Origin of the sequence: Kitasatospora sp. NPDC058190, assembly GCF_042883685.1 — a bacterium.
Classification (GTDB): domain Bacteria; phylum Actinomycetota; class Actinomycetes; order Streptomycetales; family Streptomycetaceae; genus Kitasatospora.
The window spans coordinates 22,111-36,899 of sequence record NZ_JBHVVI010000064.1; the positions used below are offsets into that span (position 1 = coordinate 22,111).

Annotated in this window: 8 protein-coding genes; 6 read left to right on the forward strand and 2 right to left on the reverse strand. The window is 72.0% G+C overall.

The window, feature by feature from the left end; all coding sequences use genetic code 11:
- The 6 genes from ACFVWU_RS26620 to ACFVWU_RS26645 are packed head-to-tail and all read left to right on the forward strand — an operon-like array spanning position 1 to position 13,209.
- The gene (locus ACFVWU_RS26620) at positions 1 to 1,371 is read left to right on the forward strand and encodes an FAD-binding oxidoreductase (RefSeq protein ID WP_387625546.1); all 1,371 of its coding nucleotides are present in this window, start codon (positions 1 to 3) and stop codon (positions 1,369 to 1,371) included.
- Positions 1,368 to 6,743: an amino acid adenylation domain-containing protein gene (locus ACFVWU_RS26625; protein ID WP_387625548.1), complete on the forward strand. Its 5,376-nt coding sequence runs from the start codon at positions 1,368 to 1,370 to the stop codon at positions 6,741 to 6,743. The genes ACFVWU_RS26620 and ACFVWU_RS26625 overlap by 4 nt, the downstream gene beginning before the upstream one ends.
- Positions 6,740 to 8,038, forward strand: coding sequence for a salicylate synthase (locus ACFVWU_RS26630; protein WP_387625550.1), 1,299 nt, complete (start codon positions 6,740 to 6,742; stop codon positions 8,036 to 8,038). The genes ACFVWU_RS26625 and ACFVWU_RS26630 overlap by 4 nt, the downstream gene beginning before the upstream one ends.
- 16 nt (positions 8,039 to 8,054) lie before the next feature.
- Positions 8,055 to 9,674 (forward strand): (2,3-dihydroxybenzoyl)adenylate synthase, encoded by a 1,620-nt coding sequence (locus tag ACFVWU_RS26635; protein ID WP_387625552.1) that lies wholly within the window; start codon positions 8,055 to 8,057, stop codon positions 9,672 to 9,674.
- A complete protein-coding gene (locus ACFVWU_RS26640) occupies positions 9,671 to 11,449 on the forward strand; it encodes an ABC transporter ATP-binding protein (RefSeq protein ID WP_387625554.1) in 1,779 nt (592 codons plus the stop codon). The genes ACFVWU_RS26635 and ACFVWU_RS26640 overlap by 4 nt, the downstream gene beginning before the upstream one ends.
- Positions 11,450 to 11,466: 17 nt before the next feature.
- Positions 11,467 to 13,209, forward strand: a complete 1,743-nt coding sequence (locus tag ACFVWU_RS26645) for an ABC transporter ATP-binding protein (RefSeq protein ID WP_387625556.1) — start codon at positions 11,467 to 11,469, stop codon at positions 13,207 to 13,209.
- Positions 13,210 to 13,709: 500 nt separating this feature from the next.
- Here ACFVWU_RS26645 and ACFVWU_RS26650 read toward each other — a convergent pair whose 3' ends face one another.
- Positions 13,710 to 14,132: an amidase gene (locus ACFVWU_RS26650; RefSeq protein ID WP_387625558.1), complete on the reverse strand. Its 423-nt coding sequence runs from the start codon at positions 14,130 to 14,132 to the stop codon at positions 13,710 to 13,712.
- Positions 14,133 to 14,166: 34 nt separating this feature from the next.
- Positions 14,167 to 14,757, reverse strand: coding sequence for a GTP cyclohydrolase I (gene folE / locus ACFVWU_RS26655; protein WP_387625560.1), 591 nt, complete (start codon positions 14,755 to 14,757; stop codon positions 14,167 to 14,169).
- Positions 14,758 to 14,789 lie beyond the last annotated feature (32 nt).

Consider the following 14,789-nt stretch of genomic DNA (forward strand, 5'->3'; position numbering starts at 1 on the left):
ATGGAACTCCTCACTCCCGGCGACCCGGCGTACGACGCGGCGCGCCGCGTCCGCAACGCCCGCGTCGACCGCCACCCCGCCGTGATCGCCCGCTGCACCAGCACGGACGACGTGATCGCCGCGCTCGCTTATGCCCGCAGCCGCCGCCTGCCCGTCGCGGTGCGCGGCGGCGGAGCCAACGTCGCCGGCTGGGCCACCTGCGACGGCGGTCTCGTGCTCGACCTGAGCGGCATGAAGCGGATCGACGTCGATCCCGAGACCCGCACCGCGACCGCCGAACCAGGCCTCACCTGGGGCGAGTTCGACGCGGCCACGCAGAAGTACGGCCTCGCCCTGCCCGGCGCCCGCAACACCGACGTCGGGATCGCCGGCCACACCCTCGGCGGTGGCGTCGGCGACCTCTCCCGCCAGTACGGCCTCACCAGTGACAACGCCGTCTTCTTCGACCTGGTCACAGCCGATGGCCGCGCGATCCGAGCCGATGCCGAGCAACATCCCGAGCTGTTCTGGGGCCTGCGCGGCGGCGGTGGCAACTTCGGCGTGGTCACCCGGTTCGGGTTTCGGCTGCACCCCGTCACCCACGTCCTGGCCGGGCCGCTGATCCACCCCGCCGGGCAGGTCCGGGCTGCTCTCCGCACGGCCCGCGACTGGCTGGTGACCGCGCCGGACCAGGCCTCGCTGATCGCCATCGTCTGGACCGCGCCGCCCCTGCCGTACATCCCGGAACACCTGCACTTCGAACGCGGCGCGATGCTCATCCCCACCTGGTTCGGCGACCCGGATGACGGCGAGGAGATCCTCGCACCGCTGCGCCACGGCAGCCCGCGACCGGTCGCCGACGGGGTCGCGCTGGTGCCCTACGCCGACTACCAGCGGCTGCTGCCCTCCCCGCCCAACTACGCCGACCAGCACGTCTACAACCGGGGCGAGCTGCTCACCGAGCTCTCCGACGCCACCATCGACTCGCTGCTCGGCCAGTGGGACGCCGCCGGCCCCAACTTCTCGGTGGTCCTCGGCGCCCTCGGCGGTGCGATCAGCCGCGCCCCGGCCGGTCCCACCGCGTTCACCCGCCGGCAGGCGCAGTGGTTCGCCGAGATCTGCGCCCAGTGGTACGGCGCGGCGGACAGCCCCACCCACGTCCGCCCCGCCGTGCAGGCGTGGCGCTCGCTCCAGCCCGTGACCTGCGGTCCGTACCTGAACCTGCTGCCCGACCCCGAACCCGAGTGGGTGCATGCCGCCTACGGCACCGAGACGTACCAGCGGCTGGCCCGCCTGAAGCAGACCTGGGACCCGGAGAACGTGTTCCGGTTCAACGCCAACATCCCACCCACTCCGTTGCGGACCGACGAAGAAGAAGGCCGAGACGCATGAGCACAACCGAACTGATCGCCGAACTGCGCCGTGCAGGAGTGACCCTGTGGGAGGAAGGCGGCCGACTCCGGTACCGCGCACCCAAGAACGTCATCACCCCGGAGCAGCTCGAAGCGCTGAAGGCCGCCAAGTCCGCCGTCGTCGAGCACCTGAGAGCCGAGAGCGCGCCCACTGCCCTCACGCCCGACCCGCAGGCCGTGCACGAACCGTTCCCGCTCACCGACGTCCAGGCCGCCTACCTGCTCGGCCGCAACGACGCCTTCGGCCACGGCGGGGTCGCCTGTCACGTCTACCTGGAGGTGAACTACCCCGACCTCGACCCGCAGCGCGTCGAGGCGGCATGGAACCGGCTCATCGAGCGCCACGACATGCTGCGCGCCACGGTCGAGGCCGACGGCTACCAGCGGGTCCTGCCGAGCGTCCCGCACCTGCCCGTGCCGGCGACCGACCTGTGGGAAGCCGACGCCGAGCGGATCGAAGCCGAACTGGAGTCGGCACGGGCCGACATGGGCCACCGCGTGTACGAGACCACCCGATGGCCGCTGTTCGACCTCCGGATCACCCGAACTCCCGGGCGCGCGGTGCTGCACCTGTCCATGGACTTCCTGATCGCGGACTGGGCCAGCATCTGGCTGCTGCTGGCGGAGTTCGAAACCCTGCACGCCGACCCGACCGCCGAGCTGCCGCCGTTGGAGCTGCGCTTCCGCGACTACCTCCTCGCCGAACGGCGGTTGCGCGAGAGCCCCGGCTATCAGCGCGACCGGGACTATTGGTGGGCCCGGATCGACGACCTCCCCGCGGCGCCCGAACTGCCGCTCGCCGACGGCCCGTCCGAGCCGCGCTTCCGCCGCCGCTTCCTGCGGCTCGACCTCGCGACCTGGGAGCGGCTCAAGCTGCGTGCCCAGCAGCGTGGGCTCACCCCGTCCTCGGTCGTGCTGGCCGCCTACGCCGCCGTGATGGAGCGCTGGAGCCGCAGCCCGCGCTTCTCGCTCAACCTCACGGTGCTCAACCGTCTCCCGCTCCATCCCGAAGTCGGCCGGATCGTCGGCGACTTCACCGCTGTCAACCCGCTCGCCGTGGACTGGGCCGCCGGCCGTTCCTTCACCGACCAGGCGAAGGTTGTCGCCGACCAGCTCTTCGACGACCTCGACCACCGCCTCTGCTCCGGCGTCGAGGTGCTGCGCGAAGTGGCTCGCCGGCGCGGGCGCGAGGCGGCGCTGCTGCCGATCGTCTTCACCAGCGCCATAGGCCTCGGCGAGGACGCCGACGGCCACCGCGCCACCGGACGCCTGGACGGCTTCGGCATCACCCAGACCCCGCAGGTGTTCGTCGACTGCCAGGCGATGGACGACGCCGAGGGCCTCCAGGCGAACTGGGACGTCCGTGAAGGCGTCTTCCCCGACGGCCTGGCCGACGACATGTTCGCCGCCTTCGAGACCCTGCTGCGCGGCCTCGCCGCCGGCGACGACGTCTGGGACGCCGAGCAGACCATCCCGCTGCCCGCTTGGCAGGCGGAGGAGCGCCGCCGGGCCAACGACACCGCCACCGCCCTGCCCGACACCCTGCTGCACCAGCCGGTGTTCGCCCAGGCGGCACGTACGCCGGAGCGACCCGCGGTGTACGGACCGCACCGGGTGGTCAGCTACAGCGAACTCGCCGGCTGGGCCACCGCCGTCGCCGACGCCCTGCGCGTGGCCGGCTGCACGCCGGGGCAGCGCGTGGCCGTCGTCATGGACAAGGGCGTCGAACAGGTCGCCGCCGTGCTCGGCACGCTGCTCGCCGGGGCCGTCTACCTGCCGGTGGACACCGTCCAGCCGCCGCTGCGCCGCGCCGCCATCCTGGAGGACGCCGAGGTCTGCCATGTCCTCACCCAGTCGTGGGTGGGCGCCGACTGGCCCGCAGGCGCCGCCGTCATCGCCGTGGACCAGCTGCCGCCCGTCACCCCGGCGGCCGAGCCGACCGGCGGCGATCCGGATGCGCCCGCGTACGTCATCTACACCTCCGGCTCCACCGGCCGCCCCAAGGGCGTGGTGATCAGCCACCGCGCCGCGGGCAACACGATCGCCGACATCAACCACCGCTTCGGCGTCACCGCCGACGACCGCGTGCTCGGCCTGGCCAACCTCGGCTTCGACCTGTCCGTCTACGACATCTTCGGCCCGCTCGCGGTGGGCGGTGCCCTGGTCTACCCCGACCCGGAGCGCCGGACCGATCCGTCGCACTGGGCGGCCCTGATAGCCGAGCACGGCGTAACGCTGTGGAACTCCGTCCCCGCGCTGATGCAGATGCTCGCCACCTACCTGGCAACCGAACCGACCCTCACGTTGCCGACGCTGCGCCTCGCCCTGCTGTCCGGCGACTGGATCCCGATCACCCTGCCGGACGAGATCACCGCCCGCATCCCCGGCCTTCAGGTGATCGGCCTGGGCGGCGCGACCGAGGCGGCGATCTGGTCGATCCACCACGCGTACAGCGGACTTGAGCCCGGCTGGCGCAGCATCCCGTACGGCCGACCGCTGGCCAACCAGGGCTTCCGTGTCCTGGACGGCGCGCTGCGGGACTGCCCGGTCTGGGCGGTCGGCGAGCTCCACATCTCGGGCGCTGGGCTGGCCGAGGGCTACCTCGGCGACCCGGACACGACCGCCTACCGCTTCATCGCCCACCCGGACGGACAACGCCTGTACCGCACCGGAGACTTCGGTCGCTACCTGCCCGGCGGGGAGATCGAGTTCCTCGGCCGTGAGGACACCCAGGTCAAGGTCCGGGGCCACCGGATCGAGCTCGGCGAGATCGAGGCCGCGCTGCTGGACCACCCCGCGGTCGCTGCTGCGGGCGCCGTCCTCGACGGGACGGGCGGCGAGCGTGGACTGCTTGCGGTGGTGGAGACCGCCCGCTGCGGTGCGACGGCCAGTCAGGTGGGCGAGCCCGTGGCGCGACCCGTCGAGGGCCTGACCCGTACCCAAGTCGAGCGGTACGTCGAGAGCCTTGATGCAGCGGTGCTCTCCTCGATGGCCCTTGCCCTGATGGAGGTGGAGAGCGCAGGTACGGCCATCGCCCCCCGTCACGCGTGGCTGGTGGCGCGCTGGCGTGCGGTCCTGGCGCAGGCCGCCCTCGGCCCGGTCGACCCGGCCGTGGTCGCCGCGCGCTGGGAGCAGCTTGAGGCCGCCTGGACCGACGAGCTGGGCTCACCCGAGTTCCTCGCCTACCTGCGCCGCAACTGCGAGAGCCTGCCCGCGCTGCTGGCCGGTGAGCAGGATCCGGTCCAACTGCTCTTTCCCGAAGGACGGTTCGACACCGCCCACGCGCTCTACCGCGAGCACAGCATGGCCCGCTACCTCAACCAGGCCGTCGCCGACCTCTTCGAGCAGATCGCCCGGCAGCACCCGGCGGGCCGCCCACTGCGCGTCCTGGAGGTGGGCGGCGGCACCGGCGGCACCACCGAGGGAGTGCTCAAGGCGCTGGACGGCTTCGAGGTCGACTACCTCTTCACCGACGTCTCGCCGTTCTTCCTGCCCGAAGCGCGCAACCGCTTCGGCAGGCATCCGTGGGTGCGGTTCGGCGTGTTCGACGTCGACGCCGACCACCGCGCGCAGGGCCTGGCGCCGAACTCGTACGACGTGGTGCTGGCCGCCGGCGTGCTGGAGAACGCCCGGGACACCGAGGCGTCCCTCGCCCGGCTCGCCGAGCTGGTCGCCCCGGGAGGCCGGCTGGTGCTGACCGAGCCGACCCGGGAGCACCCGTGGATCCTGGCCTCCCAGGCGTTCATGATGACCGCCCCCCAGGACGCCCGCCGCACCACCGGCGCCTCCTACCTCGACCGGGACCAGTGGCTGGAACTGCTGGCGAAGACCGCCGGCGCCGACCGGGTGTCGTGCCTGCCCGAGGACGACCACGTCCTCGCACCGCAGGGCATCCACCTCTTCGCGGCCCGGCTGAAGACCGACCGGGCCCAGGTCACCGAGGCGGAGCTGCTGCGGCACCTGGCGGACCGCCTCCCCGCCCACATGCTCCCCTCCCACCTCCAGGTCGTCGACGCGCTCCCGCTCACCGGCAACGGCAAGGTCGACCGGCGCACTCTGCGGGGCTGGCGCCCGGCGTCCACCGACACCGTCCGACTCGCCGGCTCCGACGAACCCGCCGACCCCCTGGAGGCGAGGCTCGCCGAACTGTGGGCATCGGCCCTCGCCGTCGGCCGGGTCGGGCGCGCGGAGCGCTTCTACGACCTCGGCGCCGACTCCCTCATCATGGCCCGGATGGCCGGACGGCTCCGCGAGGAGCTACCCGAGGCCGCCGACGTGCCGTTCGACACGCTGCTCCGGCAACAGCTCAACCACCCGACCGTCGAGGCCCTGGCCTGCTTCCTGCGCGTCCGCGCGACGGAAACTCCCGACGACCTGAGCGCTCGACGCGCCGAGGGCAGCAACGCCGTCCTGGTGCCCTTCAGCACCGGCGGCGCCGGGCCGGTACGGGTGCTGTTCCACGCCGGTCTCGGCACCATGGACTGCTTCCGGCCGCTGGCCAAGGAGTTGGTGGCCCAGGGCCTCGGCCCGGTGCTCGGGATCGTCATCGACGACACCGACGTCTACTGCTCGCTCGATCCCGCCGAGGTCATCGAGCGGCTGGCGGACGACTACACCGACCGTCTGCTCGCCGAGGGCCACACCCGCTTCCAGCTCGTCGGCTACTGCCTCGGCGGCCTGTTCGCCACCGAGGTCGCCAGGCGGCTGGCGGAACGCGGGTTGCAGGTCGAGGACCTGGTGCTGGTGAGCAGCCACCCCGTGGTGATGGACATCGAGGACGACCTGATGATCGAGATCCTCTTCATCCCCAACCTGCACATCACCCTCCAGCAGACCGGCTTCGGGGAGATCGACTCCGCCGACATCCTGCGCGCCTTCACCGAGGTCATGCGACGCCATGGCGGCCGGGTGCCGAAGGGCGCGCTGGCCGAGGTCGGCGGCGACGCCCGACTCGACCAGGCCGCCGCGTACTTCCGCCACCTCGGCGACCACAGCCGCGAGGAGCGCTTCGCCCGGTACGCGGCCGCCGTCGCCGAGGTGACCGGCCAGGAGATGCCGGCCGAGATGGTCGCGGGCATGTTCCGCGTCTTCCGGCAGAGCTTCCTGTCCGCGCGGTTCACCCCGCCGCCGTACGCCGGGGACATCCGCTTCCTGCGCCCGAACGCCGACTCCGGCTTCGCGCCCGGCATGGACGAGACCACGCTCGCCTTCTGGCGCGACGTCTGCCTCGGCGACCTGCCGATCGCCGACATCGAGGGCAACCACTTCAGCTGCGTCGAGGAGCACAACGCACCCCGCGTGGCCGAGCTCATCGCCGCACCCATCAACGCCGTAGAGGGGATGACGCCGTGAACCGGCACTACCGGGAGGCCCTGGTCGAGGGCCGGTTCGACGCGCTCGCCGTGGTCGCACAACTCGTGCACTCCGGCCTGCTCACCGAGTACGTGGTGTACGAGCGCGGGCAGCGCTGGTACGTCGCGGCCGACCCACTTGGCGAGATCCGCGTCGACGCAGGCGAGGTCCGCAGCACTTTCGGCGCCACCGAGGCCTGGACCGGGACGCCCTGGCGGGCCGTCCAGGCGGCACTCGGCCAGATACCGGTGACGGACTGGCACGCCTACGGCTGGGCCCGCTTCGAACTGGCCAGCGGCGACCGCAGAGCCGCGCGCGAGACCCTGGCTCAGCTGATGGTTCCCCGCCTCGAATTCCGGATCGGCGCGGACGAGATCCTGATCCGCGCGCTGGAGGACGACACCCTCGACGCCGCACGCAAGCTGCTGGGCGAGCCCGCCGAACCGCCGCATGCGGAACCCGAACCGGTCGGCATCAGATCGGACGACTGGTCCTACTCCGCCGGAGTCGCGCACGCCGTCGCCGAGATCGGCCGACGGCGGCTGCAGAAGGTCATCCTCTCCCGCCCGGTGGCCATCCCCTTTGCCGTGGACCTGTGCGCCACCTACGTCCTCGGTCGCCGCCACAACACCCCCGCCCGCTCCTTCCTGCTCGACCTCGGCGGCTGGCAGGCCGCGGGCTTCAGCCCGGAGACCGTGCTGGAGGTGGACGCCGCAGGCACGGCGTCCACCCAGCCGCTGGCCGGGACCCGGGCGCTCACCGGCGAGCCGGAACGTGACGACGCCCTGCGGAGCGACCTGCTCACCGACCCCAAAGAGGTCTTCGAGCACGCGACCTCGGTCAAGCTCGCCGTCGAGGAGATGGCCTCGGTGGGGCGCCCGGACACCACTCTGGTCAGCGAGTTCCTCACGGTCCGACCGCGCGGCAGTGTCCAGCACCTGGCCTCCCGCGTCGCCACCACGCTGGCCGACGGCCGCACCGCCTGGGACGCGCTCGGTGCGGTGTTCCCGCCCGTGACCGCCTCCGGCATCCCGAAGTCCGCCGCCTACCGGCTGATCGAGGAACTGGAGGCGGAGCCGCGCGGCCTCTACTCGGGCGCCGTCCTGATGGTCGGCTGCGACGGTTCGCTGGACGCGGCGCTGGTACTGCGCGCGGTGTACCAGCGCGACGGGCGGGCCTGGCTGAGGGCGGGCGCCGGAGTGGTCGGCGCCTCCCGCCCGGCCCGGGAGTACGAGGAGACCTGCGAGAAGCTCGCCAGCGTCGCGCCCTACGTCGTACCGGCTGCCGGGCAGTGACATGAGAAGGACCGACATGAGAAAGGCTGTCATGCTGGACGGATTCACCGGCTGGCCGGAGGAGTTCGCGGCCCGCTACCGCGAGCGCGGCTACTGGCCGGGCCGCACGCTCGGCTCCCTGCTCCGCGAACAGGCGCGGATGCGGCCCGCGCACACCGCCGTCGTCGACGGCGACCGCCGCTGGAGCTACCACGAACTCGACGAACGCGCCGACCGGCTGGCTGTCGGCCTGCACGCCCTGGGCATCGCGCCCCGGGACCGGGTGCTGGTGCACCTGCCGAACGTGGCCGAGTTCCTCGCCCTGTCCTTCGCGCTGTTCCGGCTCGGGGCGATCCCCGTCTATGCCCTCCCCGCCCACCGGGAGACCGAGATTGTCCACCTCGCCCGGCTCTCCGAGGCCGTGGCCTACGTGGCGCCGGACACTCACCTCGGCTTCGACCACCGACCGCTCGCCCGGATCGTGCGCGCCCAGGCGCCGGCCCTGCGTCACGTCCTGATCGTGGGTGACCCGGCGGAGTTCACCGCCCTGGCGGATCTCGACGCCGAGCCGGGACCACTGCCCGGCCCGGATCCCGCCGACGTCGCTCTGCTCCTACTGTCGGGCGGCACCACCGGCGTCCCCAAGCTGATCCCGCGCACGCATGACGACTACGTCTACAACCTCAGCGCCAGCGCCGAGGTGACCGGCCTCGACACCGGCACTCGCTACCTGGCCGCTCTGCCCGTCGCCCACAACTTCCCGCTCGCCTGCCCCGGTGTCCTCGGCACCCTGTATGCCGGCGGCACCGTCGTGCTCAGCCCGACCCCGAGCCCGGACGACGCCTTCCGCCTGATCGAGCGCGAACGCGTCACCGTCACCGCCCTGGTCCCACCGCTGGCGCTGCTCTGGCTGGAGGCCGCCGACTGGTCCGACGCCGATCTCAGCAGCCTGCAGCTGCTCCAGGTCGGCGGGGCCAGGCTCAAGCCCGACACCGCCGCCCGGATCACGCCCACCCTCGGTTGCCGACTCCAGCAGGTCTTCGGCATGGCCGAGGGACTCCTCAACTTCACCCGGCAGGACGACCCCGAGGAGCTGGTCCTGCACACGCAGGGCCGCCCGCTCGCCGCCGACGACGAACTGCGGATCGTCGATGCCGACGACCACGAGGTGGCACCCGGCGGAGTCGGCGAACTCCACGTGCGCGGCCCGTACACCCTGCGCGGCTACTACCGCGCCGAGGTCCACAACCGAACCGCCTTCACCCCCGACGGCTACTACCGCACCGGCGACCTCGTCCGCCAACTGCCCAGCGGAGACCTGGTGGTGGAAGGACGGATCAAGGACGTCATCAACCGTGGTGGCGACAAGGTCCCGGTGGAGGAGGTCGAGAACCACCTGCTCAGCCACCCGGCCGTCCACGACGTCGCGATCGTCGGCATCCCCGATGACACCCTGGGCGAACGCAGCTGCGCCTGCGTCATCGCCCGGGGCACCCCGCCGACCCGCGCCGAACTCAACGCACACCTCACGGGGCTCGGCCTCGCGGCCTTCAAACTGCCCGACCGGATCGAGATGGTGGACTCCTTCCCCCGTACCGCGCTCGGCAAGGTCAACAAGCGGGAGCTGGCCGCTCTGATCGCCGGAGGCGTGCGATGAGCAAGGGCGGACTGGGAAGCGTCCTGGACCTGGTCGCACTTGCCCCGGCCGTTCGTGCCAGGCTCGGGCGCGCGGCCCTCCTCGGCGTACTCGGCGGCATCGGAGCGGTCGTCGGCTACCTCTGCGCGGCATTCGCCGTCGGCGCGCTGCTCTCGGGTGGCCGCTCCGACATCACTGCCTGGACGGTCGGGGCGCTGGCCGCCCTGGTGACCGCGTTCGCCGCCCGCTGCCTCGCCGAGCACCTCGCCCACGAGGCCAGCTACAGCCTGGAGGTGGTCCTGCGCGGCAGGATCGCCGACGCACTCGCCAGGATGCCGCTGGGCGAGGTACAGCGGCTGGGCTCGGGCCGGATCAAGAAGATCATGCAGGACGACGTCAAGTCGCTACACAACGTGGTGGCCGATGCCCTGCCGTTCGTCGGATCCGGCATCGCCCAGCCCCTCGCCGCGCTGATCGCGCTCGGCGCCGTGCAGTGGCGGCTGCTGCTCGCCGTCCTCCTCATCCTCCCGATCGCGATGGTGTGCCTGTCCCTGCTCTCCCGCGACTACACCCAGCAGCGCGAGCGCTACAACCAGGCGAACGAGAGCGTCAATGCCGCCGTGGTCGAGTTCGTCCAGGGCATGCCGGTCGTGCGGACCTTCGACGACGGACAGGGATCCTTCCGCCGATTCTCGACCGCCGTCGGGGAGTTCACCGAAGCAGTCGCCGGCTGGCTCGCGACCTCACGGGCTTCCGGCCTGCTGACCCGGCTGTTCATCGTGCCGCTCCCCACCCTGCTGCTCGTCGCGGCCACCGGCGTGCCGATGCGCGCGGCCGGCTGGATCTCCGACACCGACCTGCTGCTCGGCCTGCTGATCGGCGCCATGCCGATCGAGGCCGTGGCACCCCTGATGCACCTGACCAACTACATCAACGACTCCAAGGCAGGTGCTGTCCGGATCACCGAACTCCTCAGCGCCCCCGCCCTCCCCGAACCGGAGCACCCCCGCCAACCGGAGGGCTCGGCCATCACGCTCCACAACGTGACCTTCCGCTACGCCGCCGACCGGGGCCGCCCGGCCCTCGACGCCATCGACCTCGACGTTCCGGCCGGCACGGTGTGCGCGCTGGTCGGACCGTCCGGCTCCGGCAAGTCCACGGTGGCCAGGCTCATTCCGCGCTTCCACGACATCGAGTCCGGTTCCGTGCGCATCGGCGGCGTCGATGTGCGGGAGATCGGCAGCGAAGACCTCCTCCGGCACATCGCCCTGGTCTTCCAGGAACCGTTCCTGGTCACCGGCACCGTCGCCGAGAACATCCGGCTCGCACGCCCCGACGCGACCGACGCCGAAGTCCGGGCCGCGGCCGAAGCCGCCGCAGCACACGAGTTCATCACCCGCGAACTGCCCGACGGCTACGACACCCAGGTCGGCGAGCGCGGCGGGCTCCTCTCCGGCGGGCAGCGCCAACGCATCACCATCGCCCGGGCGGTCCTCTCCGACGCGCCGATCGTGATCCTGGACGAGGCGACGGCCTTCGCCGACCCCGAGAGCGAGGCCGCGATCCAGCAGGCCATCGCCCGGCTCACCCACGGCCGGACCGTCCTGATCATCGCCCACCGGCTCAACACCATCGTCGACGCCGACCAGATCGTGGTCCTCGACGGCGGCCGGGTCGCCGAACGCGGACGGCACGTCGAACTCGTCGCCGCTGGGGGCCGATACGCCCAGCTGTGGGCCCGCCACGAACAGGCCGCCCGCTGGGGCCTCACCACCGACCGGGAGACTGTCCGATGAGGCGGATCCTTCGCCTGATGCTCACCGCCGCAGGCCCGTACGCCCCGCAGTTCCGCGGCACCCTGCGGGTTTCGTTCGCGGCCTCACTCGTTCAGGCCGCCGCCTACGCCACGTTCATCCCCCTGCTAGCGGAACTGACCCGGGAGCCGGTCCGCACCGGCCGGGCCTGGCTGTGGGTCGGGCTGCTGGCGGCCCTGGTCGCCGGCGAAGCGGCGTTGCGCGTGCGCGAGACGGCGTTCACCTACGACTACTGGCACCTCGTCACCCAGACCACCAGGCTCCGGCTCGGCGCTGGACTCCGGTCCATGCCGCAGCAGGAACTCGCCCGCCGGGCGGCCGGCGACCTGACCTCCGTCGTCGGCAACAACGCCACCACCGCGGCAGCCGCCATCTCCTCGCTCTCCACGCTCTTCATCCAGCTCATCACCGTCCCGACCGTGCTGGGGATCGTCGTTCTGGCACTCGACTGGCGTCTCGGGCTCGTCCTCGTCGCCGGCACGCTCGCCGCCCTCCCACTCGTACGCCAGGTGCAGCGCTGCTCCAACACCGGGTACGACGAGGTCAACGAGGCCGATGCCGCCCTGTCCGACCGGATCGTCGAATACGTCCAGGGGCTGCCCGTGCTCAAGGCCACCGGCCAGGCCGGTGCCGGCTCCCCGCGCCTGACCGCCGTCCTGGCCGACCAGCACCACGCTCAGGCGAGGGCCAACCGCTCGGCCGCACTGCCCGTCGCAGGAGCCCAACTCATCGTCCAGCTCGCCCTCGTGGCCCTGGTCGCCATCGGCTCCGCGCTCGCCCTCGACACCCGACTCTCCCCGGCGCTCGTGGTCGCCGTGGTGGTCACCGCCGCCCGCTTCGCCGAACCGCTCAGCCTCGCCGCCACCATGACCAAGCTCTTCGAACTCTCCGAAGCGGCCCTGCGCAGAGTGGACGAGGTGCTCGCGGTCCAGCCCCTGCCCATCGCACCCGACGGGCAGGAGCCCGCCACCTTCGACCTCCGCTTCGAGAACGTCACCTTCGCCTACGACGGCCAGCCCGAACCCACCCTGGAAGGCGTCGACTTCACCATTCCAGAACGCAGCCTCACCGCCCTCGTCGGCCCCTCCGGCTCCGGCAAGACCACCGTCACCAAACTGATCAGCCGCTACGCCGACCCGCAGACCGGCACCGTCCGCCTCGGCGGCACCGACCTGCGCACCCTCGAACCGGACGAGGTGCTGCGCCACATCGCCGCCGTCTTCCAGGACGTCTACCTCTTCGACGACACCATCCGCGCCAACATCGCCCTCGCCCGCCCGGACGCCACCGACGGCGAGATCGAAGCCGCCGCCCGCGCGGCCAACGTGCACGACTTCGTCTCCCGCCTTCCGGACGGGTACGGAACCCGCGTCGGCGAGATCGGCTCCGCCCTCTCCGGCGGCGAACGCCAACGGATCTCCATCGCCCGCGCCATCCTCAAGGACGCGCCCGTGATCCTGCTCGACGAGCCGACCGCTGCACTGGACACGGAATCGGAGGTCGTGGTCCAGCAGGCCATCGACCGCCTGGTGGCCGGCAAGACCGTCGTCGTCATCGCCCACCGCCTCTCCACCGTCGTCGGTGCCGACCAGATCCTCGTCCTCGACGACGGCCGCGTCACCCAGCGCGGCACCCACGCCGACCTGCTCGCTGACACGGAGGGCCGCTACGCCCGTATGTGGGCGGCGCAACTGGCGGCGCGGGAGTGGCACATGGGTTCGACCGTTCGTCCTGGGCGGTGAACCCACTCTGGGGTGAATGGCTGCGCGGTTCGGTTACTGGCGGCTCTGGAGAGTTGGAGCGGCGAGCCGGGTGACGGCGTCGAGCGTGTGATGCACCACAAGGCCGGGCGCGCCCTCCTGGATCGCCGGGCGAGTTCTGACCTGCCAGCCGAAAGCGGGGTCGCAGCCGACCACGACGGGCGGCCGGAGCGGGTCGGCGCGGTGCGAGCGGTGGGCTCGCAGTACCGGCCGGGGACCGAGCGGAAGCCACGTCAGGATCAGGTCGGCGTAGGTCCCTGCCCGGTCTAGCCAGTCGGTCCGCCACGCGGCGTACGGATCGCCGAGGACGATCGAGGACCGTCCCGTGGAAGCCGTGGTTGGCGAGCAGGCGGACGGCTTGGTGCTGCCAGCGGGGGCGGCCGGTGGCGATTCCGGCCAGTAGGGCGACCGTCCCCGCGGCGGGGGGCAACAGGTTGGGTGCCTTGAGGTGTCGTAGCGTCGGTATGCCCATGGCCCGGTGGTCAGACGGTGTGAGACCTGCCGAGGATCAGGTCCGTGAACGTCGCGATGTCGTCGGCGTCGTGGCCGAGGCGTCGGAGGCGGTCGATCGCGAGGAGCAGGGCCTGCGCGGCGGTGTCGGTCGTGTGGATCCCGGCAGGGCTGCCGGGCTGGTCCACGCCGTCGCTGACCCACTCGGAGAGGTTCTCCACGCCCAGGTCGTCGAGGAGGAGGCCGTGGGAGGTATGGACCTCGCCGACGACGGCGAAGACGGCCTTCAACCGGGTGGGTGCCTCACGCTCGCAGCGCAGTCCGGGGGGCTGGGCGAAGACCTCGGGATCGTAGGTGCAGCCGGCGGGCGGAGAGCTCTTCAGCTGCTGCCAGGCCTCGGCCGCTGCCGCGTCGGTGCCCAGCGAGGTCGTGAGGGTGAAGTGGTGGACAGTCAAGGTCGGTTCCTGGTGCGTCGAGGGTGCGGGGTGGTTACGCGCGGACGGGGAGCGCGAGTCGTTCGATGCGGGCGGCCAGGTCGGGGTCGCTCTCGGTGCGGCCGAGCCTGCACATGGTGGTGGTACGGACCGAGGTGGCTTTGATGCCGCGCATGCTCATGCACAGGTGCTCGCCGGCGGTGAAGACGGCGACGTCGTCGGTGGCGGCGGCCTTGGCGAGGTCGTGGGCGACGTCGTGGGTGATGCGTTCCTGGAGCTGGAGGGCGTGGGTGTGGGCCTCCAGGTGCCGCACCAGCTTGGACAGGCCGAGGACGTTGCTGTCCGGTACGTAGGCGATGGAGACGTCGAGGCGGAAGGGGAGCAGGTGGTGCTCGCACACGCTCCACGCCTCGATGCCGGTCAGCAGGACGAAGTCGCCGTACTGGCGCGTCTGGAAGGTGGTGGTGAGCCTGCCGGGGTCGTGGTCGAGGAACTCGCCCCACCAGTCGGCGACGCGGCGGGGCGTGTCCTTGAGGCCGTCGCGGTCGGGGTCTTCTCCGAGGGCGAGCAGAAGCTCGCGGGTCAGCTCTTCGACGCGCGGGCGGTCGACGGGGCGGCGCGGGGCTTGCACGGGTATGGACGTCATGGTCATCCCTTTGGGGTGAGTTGACGGTGGAT

Excerpts from the sequence above, each read along its gene's own strand:
- ACFVWU_RS26620 (WP_387625546.1), top strand. The coding sequence starts at position 1 with ATGGAACTCCTCACTCCCGGCGACCCGGCGTACGACGCGGCGCGCCGC.
- ACFVWU_RS26625 (WP_387625548.1), top strand. The coding sequence starts at position 1,368 with ATGAGCACAACCGAACTGATCGCCGAACTGCGCCGTGCAGGAGTGACC.
- ACFVWU_RS26635 (WP_387625552.1), top strand. The coding sequence starts at position 8,055 with ATGAGAAAGGCTGTCATGCTGGACGGATTCACCGGCTGGCCGGAGGAG.
- ACFVWU_RS26640 (WP_387625554.1), top strand. The coding sequence starts at position 9,671 with ATGAGCAAGGGCGGACTGGGAAGCGTCCTGGACCTGGTCGCACTTGCC.
- ACFVWU_RS26645 (WP_387625556.1), top strand. The coding sequence starts at position 11,467 with ATGCTCACCGCCGCAGGCCCGTACGCCCCGCAGTTCCGCGGCACCCTG.
- folE (WP_387625560.1), bottom strand. The coding sequence starts at position 14,757 with ATGACGTCCATACCCGTGCAAGCCCCGCGCCGCCCCGTCGACCGCCCG.